Origin of the sequence: Massilia sp. TSP1-1-2 (genome assembly GCF_049896185.1) — a bacterium.
Taxonomy (GTDB): Bacteria; Pseudomonadota; Gammaproteobacteria; order Burkholderiales; family Burkholderiaceae_D; genus Telluria_A.
This window is the reverse complement of sequence record NZ_JAFCTU010000004.1, coordinates 54,847-69,049: the sequence shown is the minus strand read 5'-3', so window position 1 is coordinate 69,049 and position 14,203 is coordinate 54,847. Positions and strand designations below refer to the sequence as shown.

Here is a 14,203-nt window from a genome sequence, read left to right as displayed (position 1 = left end):
AAGCATCTTCACAGCTCCTTGGTCTCGGCGGGCAGCGCCAGCGCCACCTTGAACAGATTGTCTTCGCGCGTCCAGTTGACGCTGGCCTCATGGCCGTACATTGCCCCCAGGCGCTGGCGCACGTTCGCCAGGCCGATGCCCTTGCCCGCAGACGCTTGCGGCAAGTCTTCGTCAACGTCGTTCTCCACCCGCACATGCAGGATCGAGCCGACCCGCTCGGCATGCAGACGCACGGAGCCGCCGCCGGGCAAGTGGCCGATGCCATGCTTGACCGCGTTTTCCACCAGCGGCTGCAGGATCATCGGCGGCAGCAGGCAGGCACCGGCGCCTTCCACGATGTTTTGCGTGACCTGCAGGCGCGCGCCGAAGCGCACTTTTTCAATCGCCAGAAAGTGCATCAACAGCTTGACCTCGGCGTCGAGCGTGACCTTGCGGTGCGCCTCCAGGCCCAGCGTGTGCCGGAAAAATTCGGCCAGCTGCAGCGTCATTTCGCGCGCGCCGGCCGGATTTTGCGACGTCAGCGCGCTGATCGAATTGAGGCTGTTGAACAGGAAGTGCGGGTCGATCTGCGTACGCAGCATGCGCAGTTCGGCCTCTTGCGCGGCCAGTTGCGATTCGAGCTCGCGCCTTTCGGCGGCGCGCGCGCGCTGAAATTCAATGACCAGGTAATGCGCGACCGACGTCAGGCAGTACAGGATCACGCCCAGGCCAAACACGGTAAAGCGCGCCGCCGGCCCGAGCGGCACCAGCAACTCGCGCCACAGGCTGTTCCAGAGCACGCACAGCATGGTCCACATGGCGCCCGACACCATGGCCGAGAATGCAAACACCAGCACGATGGCGAAGGCATTTTTTTCCGCCAGCGGATAGGCGCGGCACAGATAGTACGACGAGAAACCGGCGGCGCAGCCATAGAGCAGCGTCGTCGGAATCGCAAACACCAGGCCATTGACCCACCCGGCGCCAGTGGCACTGACCACCAAAGCGGCAAAGGCGATGCCGAGCATCAGCCACGCCAGCAGGTACAGCGCGGCGCCGCGCCGGGTGGACACTGCCCCCTGCGCGCCGTGCACCGTCTGCAGGCCTGGCAGAGCTGGCACCGCTTGCATCAGTTGCGCACTTCCACGCCGCCCATGATGGCGTAGCCGCGGATGACCAGGCGCTTGTTGTTGTGCGGCGCGGTGATGGTCTTTTCATCAAAACCGCCCATGATGGGCGTGCCGTTCAGGGCCACCGTCCAATCGGGCGGCACCTTCAGGGTGATGCCGCCCATCAGGGCGAATACATTGAGCACCGCTTCGCCTTCGATCGACGAGCCGCGCAAGTCGAGCATGCAGCCGCCCATCACCGCCGTTACTTCGCCGCCGCGAAAAGCGGGCGTCGTGATGCGCCGGTCAAATCCACCGAGGATGGCCGTGATGTCCACCACCGCATCGGTGGCGTCGTCGTCCTTCGACTGCATGCCCAGCATGCGCCGCCCCGTCACCGCCTTGTAAATGACGGCCGCGCCGAGGAAGATGATCAGCAACGGCCACAAGGCGCGCATATTGATATGCATGAAACCGAGCCGGTTGATCGTCATGACGGCACCGACGCCAATCAGGATCGTGCCGACCAGAGCACCGTTGGGAGACTGAGTGTCGAGCAGCTTGATGACGCCGAACAAAATAAAGGCTGCCGGCCAGAACGCCACGGCGCGGTGGAAGTCGAAGATGTCGAGATTATCGAGCAGGAACAACACACCCATGCCGATGACGAACGCACCCAGGATCACCTGGCTTGGGATGCTGCGCTTGCCGTCACGCTTGCCGTCACGCTTGTTGATATCACTTTTCATTGCCATACTCCTCGTTGGGGGCAAAGCGCTTCCTGATGATCGGTTCGAGCACCATCGTCACACCACTGGCGATGATCACGAAGGGCCAGCTGTTGCCCCAGGTCAGGCCGTACATGTTTTCAAACACGGCAAAGATCCACAAGCCGATGAACAGCTCCCACAAGCCGCTCGTGAAATGCTTGGCCGTCGGATAGCCGATCATCTTGTTAATGCCGAACACCACCAAAAGCAGCGGCGAATAATGCCACATGCCGCGGAACTCGACCAAATTCATCTGGTCCAGGAAAATGCCAAGGCCAAAGCAGATCAGGACTACGCCCCACATCAATTGCTTGCGCCATTCGTACGAAGTTTCGGGTTTCACGCTACCTCCTGTTGAAAGAACAGGATCAAGATACATGGACAGGATGGCAAGGGAAACCGGGATTCGGCGAATGGCGTAAAGCTGCCGGTGAATGACGGGCAATTCGGCGAAAGACGCACTGACAGCTGCCAAACAGCCGCCAGACAGAGCACAAACGGCATCGATCGACGCAAAAAAGCCCGCATCGTTGCCGATGCGGGCTTTGCCAGGACGAGGCAGAATTACGCGCTCATCGCAGGCTGGTTCTTCACCTGTTTGAAATATTTGCTTCTGGCCACTGCCTGCTTGACGGCTTCACGCGCGATGTTGGTGCGCTAAATGTCTTTTTTTTCCGCTTTGCCGCGTTGCTGGGCTTCGTCTTTATTTCCGATACGCTTGGTCATGGTGGTTTCTCCTGTTGTCGATTTTATTTACGTGGCACTGGACATCAAGAACGGCTGGTGGCCATTTTGAAGTCGGAAGGAGCCAGGCCCCATCCAAGCTGGCGCCGAATTTCTTCGGGCGACGGCGGCGGTTTCGGGTCGCGTGAGCGACGTTCGAGGTAAGCGCGCACGACCTGCTTTGGCGGATGGTTAAAGCTAGCCATGACAACCTCCATTCTTATCCAGTGTAGTTTGGTCCATCGCGGTGGCTTGCGCTGGCTTGCAAAATTGGTGCCGATACTCGAGGCGACCGGCTAACCTGCTGAAGAAGTCTTTCCGCAGGTTTTGCTTCTGCGGCTCCTCATTCACACGGCTTCATCATAAGGCTGCGCACGCAAGTCAACCGTACGTTGCCACACACTACGCGCACACTGTTTTTGCGCTGTCGATATTTTTTACAACATCGCAGAAGACCAGCACTGACGCGGCTAACTTTCACGCGCCCTCCTCGTCAGCGCATGCAGGCATGATTACTGCCTCCTGTCCTACAACGACGGGAGAAAACATGGTAAAGCTTGCGCAATCGCTTGTGATAATTGTCCTGGCAATCGCAGCGCCTGCAGTGGCCAGCGACGCGGCGGTGCGCCAGCTCGGGGTCAGCGGCGCGCTGTTTTCTCTGTCCGCCAGTGGCCCTGTGCCTGACACTCCAAACACATCGGACGCAGCGGACGCAGCGGACACCAGCGTGCGCAGCGTGACAGCGCAGATGCGCCACGCGCCGCGCAAACTGGCGCAGGCGGGCGCGCCGGTGCACGCGCATCCCGTCGGACCGGCCACGCCGCCACTGCCCCACGTCAGCACCGGCGGCACCCCGGTCAATGTGGACGGCATGGCGGCCGCCGCCGGCGCCTCGGGTGTCAGCGGCGCGGCTGGCGAACAGCAATACGTGCAAGTGGTCGGCGCGGCGATGGCGGTCTACGGCAAGCATGACGGCGCCCTGCAATCCGGGCCCGTCAACCTGCATGCGCTGTTTTCCGGCGCCGGCGCCGATGCCTGCACGGCCCCTGGCGGCGGCGCAGCGTCGGTCCTGTACGACCAGCTTGAAAAGCGCTGGCTGCTCTCCTGGCTGGCTGGCGCGCCGGGACGGCACGTGCAGTGCATCGCCGTCTCGACCAGCGCCGACGCGGGTGGCAGCTACTACCGCTATGCGATCAACATGGTTGGCGCGGGCGGCGCAGCACTGCAGGTCGACGACGCGCGCATTGCCTTGTGGCCCGACGCCTACTACCTTACCTTCAGCCTGTTCGACAATGCGCAGGGCGGCTATCGCGGCCCGCGCGTCTGCGGCATCGATCGCGCGGCGCTGCTGCGCGGGCGCGATGCGGCGCTCCATTGCCAGGATCCGGGCGCCGCCTTCGGTCCCGCCGTTGCGGCCAGCCTGGAAGGCGAGACGGCGCCGCCGAAAGGCACGCCGGCGCCGATTCTGTCGCTCGATTTTACAGAGGACGGTACCGGCGCGCGATTGCTGCTGTGGCGCTTTGCGTTTGCCAGCGCCAGCATGGGCGAGCCGCTCGCCATTGCCGTGGCGCCGTTTCAGAGCGCCTGCGCCGACGTCGGCGCAGCGCCATGCATCGGCCAGCCGCGGCCCGGGTTGACGCAATTTGCGCCGGGCGACCGGCTCATGCCGCGCGCCGTCTATCGCCACGACGCCGGCGACCTTGGCCGGGTCGGCAACGTCGGCGACGACGCGGGCCGCGGCGCGCTGCTGCTGGCGCACGCGGTGCAGCAGCGCGATGGCGGCACCGGTTTGCGCTGGTACGAATTGCGCGCTCCGCTGCGCGCAGTGCACGTGTACCAGCAAGGCACCCACGCGCCCGACGCCGCGCACGGCGCCCAGGGCAGCATCGGCATCGACCGGGCCGGCAATATCGCGCTTGGCTACGGCGTAGCCGGACCCGACACGCCACCCGGCGTGCGCTATACCGGGCGCCAGCGCAGCGATCCACCGGGCCGCATGCAATCCGAGGAAGTCGTCGTCAATGGCAGCGGCGTGCAGCTTGGCGCGGCGCGCCAGCTGGCCGCCACCGGTGCGCTAACGCTCGACCCGGCCGACGGCTGCACCTTCTGGTACACCCAGCAGTATTTGCCGCTGACGGGACACGCGGCGTGGCGCACGCGCATCGCCAGCTTTAAATTTCGCAACTGCATGTAAATTCGGTTGTCCGGGACTGTGCCAGCAGCTACCATGGCGCCACATCCCTGCTGAAAATGTCCCCATGCGCATTGTCTCCCTGCTGTTTCTTGCTTTCATCCTGTCCGCCTGCAAGGCCGGCACGCTCACCACCGATGAACTGCTGCACAAGCAGGTCTACCAAATGACGCCGCAGGAAGTGAACCGCTACATTGCGCATATGGCGCAGGCCGAGCCCGATCTGCGCAAGCGCATCGCCGCCATCGGCCGCCAGAACATCGGCCAGCCGTACATGCTCAATTTGCTGGGCGAATATCCGTACGAACTGCACGATGCACTGCCGATGTTCAGCCTTGAGCAAAGCGATTGCGTGGTGTTTGCCGAACATACCTACGCGATGGCGCTGAGCCGCTCGTGGGAAGAGTTTTTCTGGATGCTGCAGCGCATCCGCTACAAGGATGGCGTGATTGGCGTAGCCACGCGCAACCATTACACCGAGGTGGACTGGAACGCGAACAACAACTGGCTGGTGACGGACGTGAGCGCCAGCCTTGGCGGCGCCGATGCGATGAGCTATGAGCTCAAGGTCGACCGCGCGCGCTTTTTGCGCATGCGCCACCAGACGCTGCGCGACATTCCCGTGCAAACGAGCCGTGAATGGTATGTCGGCAAGGACAAGCTGGCCCCGGTATTGCCGCAACTGCGCGAGGGCGACCTGGTCAACGTGGTGTCGACGCGCGACGGCGCGTTCTGGGTCTCGCATGTGGGATTGATCGTCATCAGCGCCGACGGCCAGCGCAATTTCCTCAATTCGGCCGAGCCGCAGGTGCGCGAAGAAAGCTTCACGGCGTTCTTCCAGCGCACCGCCGAGCGCGAGCTCAAGAACGCAAAGGAAGGGCGCAACGGCCAGAAGCTGGCGGGATTCAAGTTCTTGCGCTTGAACGACAATATCGTGGTGCCGCCGATGGCGCCGCAGCCGCGCCCGGTGCCGTCCAGCGCCGAGGCGGTTCCCAGGAACTAGCCGGATCCTCGGTCGATACCAGCTTTCAGCGCCAAACCCGGCGCGTTTTCGCGGTCCACATGATGCGCTCGGCCAGGCCGATCTCGCCGCCATTGATCAATTGCGTAACGCGCGCGACGTCGTCCTGGTCGGCCGCCTGGTTGCAGCCGCGCGCGGCCCATTCGGCGGCGGCCACGTGCAGGCACCAGGCGGCGCTCACCACGGCGTCCGGTTCGCGCGTCAGGTCGGGCGCGTCGGCCGCGCCCTGGCGTAAGAAAGTGGTCGCACGCGCATAGCTGTCCTTTCCAGTCAGCTGCAGCATTCCGCGACCACGGTAAAGGTAACCGTCGCCCGGGCGGTCGTTGCCCATGCGCTCGCCATAGACTTCATTGGCCAGTTTTTCGGGGTTGTTTGCATACTCCTCGGGCTCGAGCGGCCCCTGCGGGCGAAAGCGCCGCGGCCACGTTTTGACCAGGCCTTCGGCGCTGTAGCGCAAATTTTCGAACTGCAGCGTCAGCGCGCCAGATTCATGCAGCACCTGCGCCATGAAATGAACCACCCGCAAACGCCTGGCCGAGACGCCGTAGCGCGCCAGCACCGGCTGGCCGGCGACGAAAGCGGCGCGGTAATTAGCGCTGCACTGTGGCGCGAGCCTGGCAAGCTGGTCGAGCGTGACGACAACGGACATGGTGGTTTCCTTCACAGTTCGCTCTTTGATGTTATGAATTTCGCAGCGCGACAGTATCCACCGATGTCAAACCTTCGCAAAATACATCTTCCGGCGCGCCAAGCCCCCAGCAGATATTGAACTGTCGTGCGCCAGGCGACTCCAACCTGCATGCCCGGCCCTTGTCGCCGGCTCGGAGACCGCGATGCGCCAACCTGCCCTGTTCGCCACAGTCGTGCTACTCATCGCTGTCTGCCTGGCCGATCACGCGGCCCTGGCCCAGGCACCGCCGGCCGGGGCGGGCGCAGCGGCCGCCACCGCGCCCACCCAGCATCTCACCTTGCCGGTCGCCCCGCAAACGATAGGGGCAGCGGCAGCGCCCGGCGGCTCGGTGCAGTTCATCGGCACGGCCACGGTACTGATCCGCTACCTGGGCCTGACCATCATGACCGACCCCAATTTCTTGCACAAGGGCCAGCTGGTACATCTCGGCTACGGCCTGCACAGCGAGCGCCTGACCGAGCCGGCGCTGACGCTGGCGCAGTTGCCGCCCATCGACCTGGTGCTGCTGTCGCACTTCCACGAAGATCATTTCGACCGCCTCGTCCAGCAGCAGCTGGACCGCAACACCGTGATCGTCACCACGGCGCAGGCGGCGGGCAAATTGCAGGCGCTGGGCTTTCAACGCCTGGTGGCACTGCAACCGTGGGAGGCGCTCCAGGTCGCCCATGGCGACGCGCGCCTGACCATCACCGCCATGCCCGCTCGCCACGGCCCCGCCGGCGTGGCCGCGCTGCTGCCCGCAGTCATGGGCGCCATGCTCGACTTTGCCGGGCCGCAGCAAGGCCAGCACTACCGCATGTATATCAGTGGCGACACGCTGCTGTACGACGACATCGCGCACATCGGGCAGCGCTATCCGGGCATCGACCTGGCGCTGCTGCACCTGGGCGGCACCCGCATTCTCAAGGTACTCAAGGTCACCATGGATGGCCAGGACGGCGCCGACATGCTGCGCATTATCGCGCCGGCGCGCGCCATCCCCATCCATTACAACGATTACGACGTCTTCACCTCGCCACTGGCCGACTTTGCGCTGGCGGTGCGCGCGGCCGGGCTGGAAAACAGGATCACCTATCTCAAGCACGGGGAAAGCTACGCCTTTCGCGATCACCCCGAATCACTACGCTAAATCGACATAATATTTCCGCGCGTATTTATTCAATCACGATTTAAAACCCTGGGGAAATAATGCTTATCTCGGCCATTGATAACTGTCAAATCAACCACCTTAAGCGCGCCTGATAATAAACTTACACAACGATAAGCCATCTAAGCGCACATAATCGGGCACCTGCTTTCACCGGCGCGATTATTATTTATCGGCGGCATTTAAAAGAAGCTATTGAAGATAACCTTTATTCTGAATAGTCACCGCCATGCAGACGCCACTCGCTCCCGCCCTTGCCCAATTTTGCACCGACCTGGTGTCCCTCAACCGCAATGCAAAAATCGCGCTGATGGTCGGCGTCGACCTGCTGGCCCTGCCATTCTGCATCTTGATGGCCATGCTGCTGCGGGTGGGCGACCTGAGTCTCGCATTCAATTACGGCCTCGTGTCTTACCTGGTGGTGGCGGCGGTCACCGTGGCAGCCTTTTCCATGTCCGACTTGTACCGCGCCGTGATCCGCTTCATCGACCAGCGCTTGCTGGTGGTGACCGGGCTCACGCTGGCGCTGGCGGTGCTGTGCGTGTATTTCGTGCTGCTGGTGCTCAACGATCAGCGCTTTCCCCGCAGCGCGCTGGCCATCTACTGGTTCATTGCATTTTCCTATGTCGTGACATCGCGCCTGACGGTGCGCAATTTCCTGCGCAACCATATCCGCAAGAGCCCGCCCCCCGACCATGCCGTCGCCATCTACGGCGCCGGCGAGCAAGGCGCGCAACTGGCGTTAACCATGCGCAACAGCGACGAATACCGGCCCGTGTGCTTCTTTGACGAAAAGCACCTGCTCAACGAGCGCACCATCGCCGGCCTGCGCGTGTTTCACACCGACCGCCTGGTGGAAATGGTCAACTCGCTGTGCATTCGCTCGATCATCATCGCCATTCCATCGGTCTCGCCGGAACGGTTGCGCGACATCATGCAGCGCATGGCGGCGGCGGGCGTCACCACCAAAATTCTCAGCCGCCTGCTCGATTTGGCCGACGAAAAAGCGCCCATGGAAGCGATCCGCGAACTGAAGTTCGAAGACTTGCTGGGGCGCGCCCCGGTGCCGCCCCGGATCGACCTGTTCGCCCGCTGCGTGCATGGCAAGACCGTGCTGGTAACCGGCGCCGGCGGCTCCATCGGCAGCGAACTGTGCCGCCAGATCGTCACGCTCGCCCCGGCCCAGCTGCACCTGCTCGACCATTCCGAATTCGCGCTGTACACCATCAAGCAAGAGTTGATGGCGCGCCACCCCGAGCTGCCCATCATCGCCCACCTGGGTTCGGTCTGCAGCGCCGCGCTGGTCGAACGCATCCTGCAAGACGAGCAGGTCGACACCATCTACCATGCAGCGGCCTACAAGCACGTGCCGCTGGTCGAGACCAATATCGTCGAAGGCTTGCGCAACAATGTGCTCGGCTCGCAAGTCATCGCCTCGGCCGCAGCCAAGTTCAAGGTCAGCACCTGCGTGCTCATTTCCAGCGACAAGGCGGTGCGCCCGTCTAACATCATGGGCGCAAGCAAGCGCATCGCCGAGCTGATTTTCCAGGCGGCAGCGTCCAAGGCGCCCACGGAAACCACGTTTTGCATGGTGCGTTTTGGCAACGTCCTCGGGTCGTCCGGTTCGGTCATTCCACTGTTCCAGCGCCAGATTGCCCGCGGCGGCCCGCTCACCATCACCCACCCCGAGGTGGCGCGCTACTTCATGCTTATTTCCGAGGCGGCGCAACTGGTGATCCAGGCCGGCGCCATGGCCAAGGGCGGCGACGTGTTCGTGCTCGACATGGGCGAGCCGATCAAAATCGTCGACCTGGCGCGCACCATGATCGTCATGTCGGGCCTGACCGAGCGCACCCCCGCCAAGCCGGACGGCGACATCGAGATCAAGTTCGTCGGCCTGTTTCCCGGCGAAAAGCTTAACGAAGAGCTGCTGACCGACGGCCTGGTGTACCCCAGCGAGCATCCGCGCATCATGCGCATGAAGGAAAACGCGCTGCATGCGGGCGTATTGGAAACCTATATCACTTTCCTGATGATGGCTTGCGATACCAATGACCGCGGGATGATCGAATCGATGGTGAAAGCCATCGTGACGGAATATACGCCGCAAATGCCATCCATCGCGCATTCGCTGCCGGCCAAAACCGTCAATCACCCGGCACTAACCAGAATCATTCCATTCCGTATTTAGTTCAAGCGCATTTAACACCGTCATCCAATAATATTTAAATATCACTTTCCGAAACGCGGAGATAATCATCATGCGCGACCATCATGCCAGCAGTTACCTCACCCGGCTTATTAACCGCTTTGAAACCCGGCACGCCGTGGTGGGCATTATCGGCCTTGGCTATGTCGGCCTGCCGCTCAGCCTGCGCTATGCCGAGGCCGGCTTCAAGGTGCTCGGCATCGACATCGATGCAGCCAAGGTCGCGCGCCTGAACCAGGGCACCAGCTACATCGAGCATATTGCCGCCAGCGCCGTGGCCGGCGCCGTCGCCGCAGGCTTTGAGGCAACCACCGATTTCGCGCGCGCCGCCGAAGCGGACGCACTCATCATCTGCGTGCCCACGCCGCTCAATGTGTACCGCGAACCGGACCTGTCGTTCGTGCTGGCCACCGCTGACGCGCTGCTGCCGCACATGCGCGCCGGCCAGATCCTCTCGCTCGAAAGCACCACCTACCCCGGCACCACCGACGAAGAATTGCGCCCGCGCCTGGAAGCGCGCGGCTTTACCGTGGGCCAGGACATCTTCCTCGTGTTTTCGCCCGAGCGCGAAGACCCGGGCAACCCCGACTATGCCACCCGCACCATTCCCAAGGTGTGCGGGGGCGACACGCCAGCCTGCCTGCAGGCCGGCATTGCGCTCTACAGCCCGGCGATCGACCGGGTGGTGCCGGTCAGCTCGACGCGCGCCGCCGAGCTGACCAAGCTGCTTGAAAACATCCACCGCGCCGTCAATATCGGCCTGGTCAACGAGATGAAAATCATCGCCGACAAAATGGCGATCGACATTCACGAAGTCATCCGCGCCGCCGCCACCAAGCCGTTCGGCTTCACGCCCTACTACCCCGGTCCGGGCCTGGGCGGGCACTGCATTCCGATCGACCCGTTTTACCTGACCTGGAAGGCGCGCCAGTACGGCCTGCACACCCGCTTCATTGAACTGGCCGGCGAAATCAACAGCGATATGCCGCACTGGGTGATCGGCAAACTGACCGACGCGCTCAATGCGCGTTCGCGCTCGGTCAAGGGCGCGCGCGTGCTGGTGCTGGGCATCGCCTACAAAAAAAATGTCGAAGACATGCGCGAGTCGCCCTCGGTCGAACTGATGGAAATTTTGCGCGACAAGGGCGCCCTGGTTGAGTACTCCGACCCGCACGTGCCGGTGTTCCCGGCCATGCGCGAACACCATTTCGCGCTCGACAGCGTGCCCTTGACCGCCGAGACGCTGGCCAGCTACGACGTGGTGCTGCTGGCCACCAGCCACAGCGCTTTCGACTACCAGCTCATTGCCCGCCACGCGCAACTGATTGTGGATACGCGCGGGGTCTACCTCGATCCGCTGCCCAACGTCGTCAAAGCCTGAACCTGGCCCATGCCTCTGTCCATGCACATCGCCTCCGACCCGCCCTCATCCCAAGGATCCACCATGCGCTACTTTCCACCCGCCGTTCTTGACCGCAAAATCCGCTTTGCCCTGGTCGGCTGCGGGCGCATCGCCGCCAATCACTTCAACGCCATCGCCACCCACGCCGACCGCTGCGAACTGGTGGGCGTGTGCGACATCAACCAGGAGGCGCTGGCGGCCGCCGCCCTGTCCACCGGCGCGCGCCCCTACCGCACGCTGGCCGAGATGCTCGCGCGCTGCAACGCCGACGCCTACATCATCGCCACCCCGTCCGGCCTGCACCCGGAACAGGCGATCCAGATCGCCGCCGCCGGGCGCCACGTGATCACCGAAAAGCCGATGGCCACGCGCTGGGAAGACGGCAAGCGCATGGTGGCGGCCTGCGACGCGGCCGGCGTGCGCATGTTCGTCGTCAAGCAAAACCGGCGCAACGCCACCTTGCAGCTGCTCAAAAGCGCGGTCGACAAAAAGCGCTTCGGGCGCATCTACATGGTCAACCTGAACGTGTTCTGGACCCGCCCCGACGCCTACTACAACAGCGCCAAGTGGCGCGGCACCTGGGAATACGATGGCGGCGCCTTCATGAACCAGGCCAGCCACTACGTCGACCTGATCGACTGGATCGTGGGTCCGGTCGAAAGCCTGCAAGCCTACACGGCCACGCTGGCGCGCGACATCGAGGTCGAAGACACCGGCGTGATCAGCCTGCGCTGGCGCAACGGTGCGCTCGGCTCCATGAATGTGACGATGCTGACCTACCCGCGCAATCTGGAAGGCTCGATCACCATCCTGGGCGAACTTGGCAGCGTGCGCATTGGCGGCGTGGCGGTCAACGAAGTGCAGCAGTGGGAGTTCGCCACTGCGCACGAAGACGACCTGCTGGTGCGCGACGCCAGCTACGCCACCACGTCGGTGTACGGCTTTGGCCACCCGCTGTACTACGACAACGTGATCAAGGTGCTGCGCGGCGAAGCCGAACCCGAAACCGACGGGCGCGAAGGCCTCAAATCGCTCGAAATTCTAGTCGCGGCCTACATGTCCGCGCGCGACGGCAAGCGCGTGGCCTTGCCTTTGGAGTACTGACATGACCGACCTTTCTGCATTTCACGACCTGCTCGCCTCCGCCGGCATGGGGCAACCCGACACCGACACCGCCGCTGACAGCGGCGCCAACAGCGGCGCCATCGTCGACGCCAGCGCCGTCGTCGACGCCGGCGCCACCCTGGGCGCAGGCACCCGCGTCTGGCACTTCTCGCACGTGTGCGCCGGCGCCGTCATTGGACCTGCCTGTTCGCTGGGCCAGAACGTCTTTATCGGCAACGACGTGCGCATCGGCGCGCGCGTCAAGATTCAAAACAATGTCTCGGTGTTCGACGCCGTCACCATCGAGGACGATGTGTTCTGCGGCCCCAGCATGGTGTTTACCAACGTCTACAACCCGCGCGCGGAGGTATTGCGCAAGGACGAATACCGGCGCACGCTGGTGCAGCGCGGCGCCACCATCGGCGCCAACGCCACCATCGTATGCGGCGTGACCATCGGCCAGTACGCCTTTATCGGCGCCGGCGCCGTGGTCAACCGCGACGTGCCGGCCTTTGCCCTGATGACCGGCGTGCCGGCGCGCCACAGCGGCTGGATGAGCCGCCACGGCGAACGCCTGGCGCTCGAACCGGGCGTCGACGGGTCGGCCACGTGCGCGCACACGGGCGACGTCTACACCGTGCGCGGCGGCGTGTGCACCATTGAAGCTGCCCTGCCCGCCTGACGCCGACTGCCATCGAACCGGGAACCCATCATGGAATTCATCGACCTGAAATCGCAATACCAGGCCCTGCGCACTGACATCGGCGCGCGCATGCAGGCCGTGCTCGATCACGGCCAGTACATCATGGGCCCTGAAGTGGCCGAACTCGAACAGCGGCTGGCCGCCTTTACCGGGGCGCGCCACTGCATCACGGTGTCGTCCGGGACCGAGGCGCTGATCATTTCGCTCATGGCGCTGGGCATCAAGCCGGGCGACGAAATCATCACCACGCCGTTTTCGTTCATCGCCACCGCCGAAGCCATCGTGCTGGTGGGCGCCACGCCCGTGTTCGTCGACATCGAGCCGGCCACCTGCAATCTCGACCCGTTGCAGATCGAAGAGCGCATCAGCGCGCGCACGCGCGCCATCATGCCCGTCTCGCTCTACGGCCTGCCGGCCGACATGGACGAAATCAACGCCATCGCCTGGCGCCACGGCCTGGTGGTGATCGAGGACGCCGCGCAAAGCTTCGGCGCCACCTACCAGGGCCGCAAGAGCTGCAACCTGTCCCAGATCGGCTGCACCAGCTTTTTTCCCAGCAAACCTTTGGGGTGCTACGGCGACGGCGGCGCCATTTTTACCAGCGACGATGCGCTGGCCGGCGCCATGCGCGAAATCCGCGTGCATGGCCAGTCGCGCCGCTATGTGCACACCCGCCTTGGCGTGGGCGGACGGATGGACACCTTGCAATGCGCGATCGTGCTGGCCAAGCTGGAACGCTTTGAATGGGAGCTCGAACAACGCGCCAAAGTCGCCGCCGCCTACGACGCTCTGCTCTCGGGCAAGCTGGGCTTGATGGCGCGTCCGCGCGCCCGCACCAGCGCCTTTGCGCAGTATACGGTGGTAGTGGACGAGCGCGAGCAAGTGCAGGCTCGCCTGCAAGAGGCGGGCATTCCCACCGCCGTGCATTACCCGGTGCCGATCCATGTGCAGCCGGCCTACGCCCACCTGACTGACGCCGGGCGCTGTCCGGTGGCGCTGGAAAAGGCCGCCACCGTGATGAGCCTGCCAATGGGCCCTTACCTGAGCGAGCAGTCCGTACACGAGGTCGCCACTGCGCTATTGACGGCAACCGGCATGCCTGTGCCCGGCGACTGCGCCGCGCCGTCCGCCTGGGCGATTGCCGAAAGCTGAAC

At 63.6% G+C, this 14,203-nt stretch carries 14 protein-coding genes; 9 read left to right on the top strand and 5 right to left on the bottom strand.

The genetic code is table 11. The features are described 5' to 3' along the window. Positions 1-8: 8 nt before the first annotated feature. Genes ACP7BV_RS04700 through ACP7BV_RS04690 form a run of 3 tightly spaced genes read right to left on the bottom strand, consistent with a single transcriptional unit; the run spans position 9 to position 2,201 of the window. Positions 9-1,109 (bottom strand): sensor histidine kinase, encoded by a 1,101-nt coding sequence (locus ACP7BV_RS04700; protein WP_426102021.1) that lies wholly within the window; start codon positions 1,107-1,109, stop codon positions 9-11. Beyond that, complete coding sequence (locus tag ACP7BV_RS04695) at positions 1,109-1,837, bottom strand: LiaI-LiaF-like domain-containing protein (protein ID WP_426102019.1); 729 nt, start codon at positions 1,835-1,837, stop codon at positions 1,109-1,111. The genes ACP7BV_RS04700 and ACP7BV_RS04695 overlap by 1 nt, the downstream gene beginning before the upstream one ends. Next, positions 1,827-2,201, bottom strand: coding sequence for a LiaF transmembrane domain-containing protein (locus ACP7BV_RS04690; RefSeq protein ID WP_426102017.1), 375 nt, complete (start codon positions 2,199-2,201; stop codon positions 1,827-1,829). The genes ACP7BV_RS04695 and ACP7BV_RS04690 overlap by 11 nt, the downstream gene beginning before the upstream one ends. 87 nt (positions 2,202-2,288) lie before the next feature. Here ACP7BV_RS04690 and ACP7BV_RS04685 point away from each other — a divergent pair, with 87 nt between their 5' ends. Beyond that, positions 2,289-2,519: a hypothetical protein gene (locus ACP7BV_RS04685; protein WP_426102015.1), complete on the top strand. Its 231-nt coding sequence runs from the start codon at positions 2,289-2,291 to the stop codon at positions 2,517-2,519. A 109-nt stretch (positions 2,520-2,628) separates the two neighbouring features. On the opposite strand, the gene ACP7BV_RS04680 is transcribed toward ACP7BV_RS04685, so the two are convergent. Next, positions 2,629-2,787 carry a hypothetical protein gene (locus ACP7BV_RS04680; RefSeq protein WP_426102013.1) on the bottom strand — a complete coding sequence of 53 codons (159 nt, stop codon included), beginning with the start codon at positions 2,785-2,787 and terminating at the stop codon, positions 2,629-2,631. Between the two features lie 365 nt (positions 2,788-3,152). Here ACP7BV_RS04680 and ACP7BV_RS04675 point away from each other — a divergent pair, with 365 nt between their 5' ends. Together ACP7BV_RS04675 and ACP7BV_RS04670 are read left to right on the top strand one after the other, a co-directional pair. Beyond that, positions 3,153-4,775 (top strand): hypothetical protein, encoded by a 1,623-nt coding sequence (locus ACP7BV_RS04675; RefSeq protein WP_426102011.1) that lies wholly within the window; start codon positions 3,153-3,155, stop codon positions 4,773-4,775. Between the two features lie 64 nt (positions 4,776-4,839). After that, the gene (locus tag ACP7BV_RS04670; RefSeq protein ID WP_426102009.1) at positions 4,840-5,775 is read left to right on the top strand and encodes an N-acetylmuramoyl-L-alanine amidase-like domain-containing protein; all 936 of its coding nucleotides are present in this window, start codon (positions 4,840-4,842) and stop codon (positions 5,773-5,775) included. Positions 5,776-5,800: 25 nt separating this feature from the next. On the opposite strand, the gene ACP7BV_RS04665 is transcribed toward ACP7BV_RS04670, so the two are convergent. Beyond that, positions 5,801-6,442 (bottom strand): glycoside hydrolase family 19 protein, encoded by a 642-nt coding sequence (locus tag ACP7BV_RS04665; protein WP_426102007.1) that lies wholly within the window; start codon positions 6,440-6,442, stop codon positions 5,801-5,803. Between the two features lie 184 nt (positions 6,443-6,626). Here ACP7BV_RS04665 and ACP7BV_RS04660 point away from each other — a divergent pair, with 184 nt between their 5' ends. From ACP7BV_RS04660 to ACP7BV_RS04635, 6 genes are all read left to right on the top strand, one after another. Next, positions 6,627-7,613, top strand: coding sequence for an MBL fold metallo-hydrolase (locus tag ACP7BV_RS04660; protein ID WP_426102005.1), 987 nt, complete (start codon positions 6,627-6,629; stop codon positions 7,611-7,613). A 247-nt stretch (positions 7,614-7,860) separates the two neighbouring features. After that, on the top strand, positions 7,861-9,822 hold the full coding sequence (locus tag ACP7BV_RS04655; RefSeq protein ID WP_426102003.1) for a polysaccharide biosynthesis protein: 1,962 nt from the start codon (positions 7,861-7,863) through the stop codon (positions 9,820-9,822). Positions 9,823-9,892: 70 nt separating this feature from the next. Then, complete coding sequence (locus ACP7BV_RS04650) at positions 9,893-11,221, top strand: nucleotide sugar dehydrogenase (protein WP_426102001.1); 1,329 nt, start codon at positions 9,893-9,895, stop codon at positions 11,219-11,221. Positions 11,222-11,284: 63 nt separating this feature from the next. Next, entirely contained in the window at positions 11,285-12,346 is a 1,062-nt protein-coding gene (locus ACP7BV_RS04645; protein WP_426101999.1) for a Gfo/Idh/MocA family protein, read from the top strand. A gap of 46 nt (positions 12,347-12,392) precedes the next feature. Then, entirely contained in the window at positions 12,393-13,028 is a 636-nt protein-coding gene (locus ACP7BV_RS04640) for an acyltransferase (RefSeq protein ID WP_426102333.1), read from the top strand. 30 nt (positions 13,029-13,058) lie between these two features. Continuing rightward, positions 13,059-14,201 (top strand): DegT/DnrJ/EryC1/StrS family aminotransferase, encoded by a 1,143-nt coding sequence (locus ACP7BV_RS04635; protein ID WP_426101997.1) that lies wholly within the window; start codon positions 13,059-13,061, stop codon positions 14,199-14,201. The last annotated feature ends 2 nt before the right edge of the window (positions 14,202-14,203 follow it).

Coding starts and splice junctions, on each gene's coding strand:
- ACP7BV_RS04700 (WP_426102021.1), bottom strand. CDS start 1,109: ATGCAAGCGGTGCCAGCTCTGCCAGGCCTGCAGACGGTGCACGGCGCG.
- ACP7BV_RS04695 (WP_426102019.1), bottom strand. CDS start 1,837: ATGAAAAGTGATATCAACAAGCGTGACGGCAAGCGTGACGGCAAGCGC.
- ACP7BV_RS04680 (WP_426102013.1), bottom strand. CDS start 2,787: ATGGCTAGCTTTAACCATCCGCCAAAGCAGGTCGTGCGCGCTTACCTC.
- ACP7BV_RS04670 (WP_426102009.1), top strand. CDS start 4,840: ATGCGCATTGTCTCCCTGCTGTTTCTTGCTTTCATCCTGTCCGCCTGC.
- ACP7BV_RS04665 (WP_426102007.1), bottom strand. CDS start 6,442: ATGTCCGTTGTCGTCACGCTCGACCAGCTTGCCAGGCTCGCGCCACAG.
- ACP7BV_RS04660 (WP_426102005.1), top strand. CDS start 6,627: ATGCGCCAACCTGCCCTGTTCGCCACAGTCGTGCTACTCATCGCTGTC.
- ACP7BV_RS04655 (WP_426102003.1), top strand. CDS start 7,861: ATGCAGACGCCACTCGCTCCCGCCCTTGCCCAATTTTGCACCGACCTG.
- ACP7BV_RS04650 (WP_426102001.1), top strand. CDS start 9,893: ATGCGCGACCATCATGCCAGCAGTTACCTCACCCGGCTTATTAACCGC.
- ACP7BV_RS04645 (WP_426101999.1), top strand. CDS start 11,285: ATGCGCTACTTTCCACCCGCCGTTCTTGACCGCAAAATCCGCTTTGCC.
- ACP7BV_RS04640 (WP_426102333.1), top strand. CDS start 12,393: ATGGGGCAACCCGACACCGACACCGCCGCTGACAGCGGCGCCAACAGC.
- ACP7BV_RS04635 (WP_426101997.1), top strand. CDS start 13,059: ATGGAATTCATCGACCTGAAATCGCAATACCAGGCCCTGCGCACTGAC.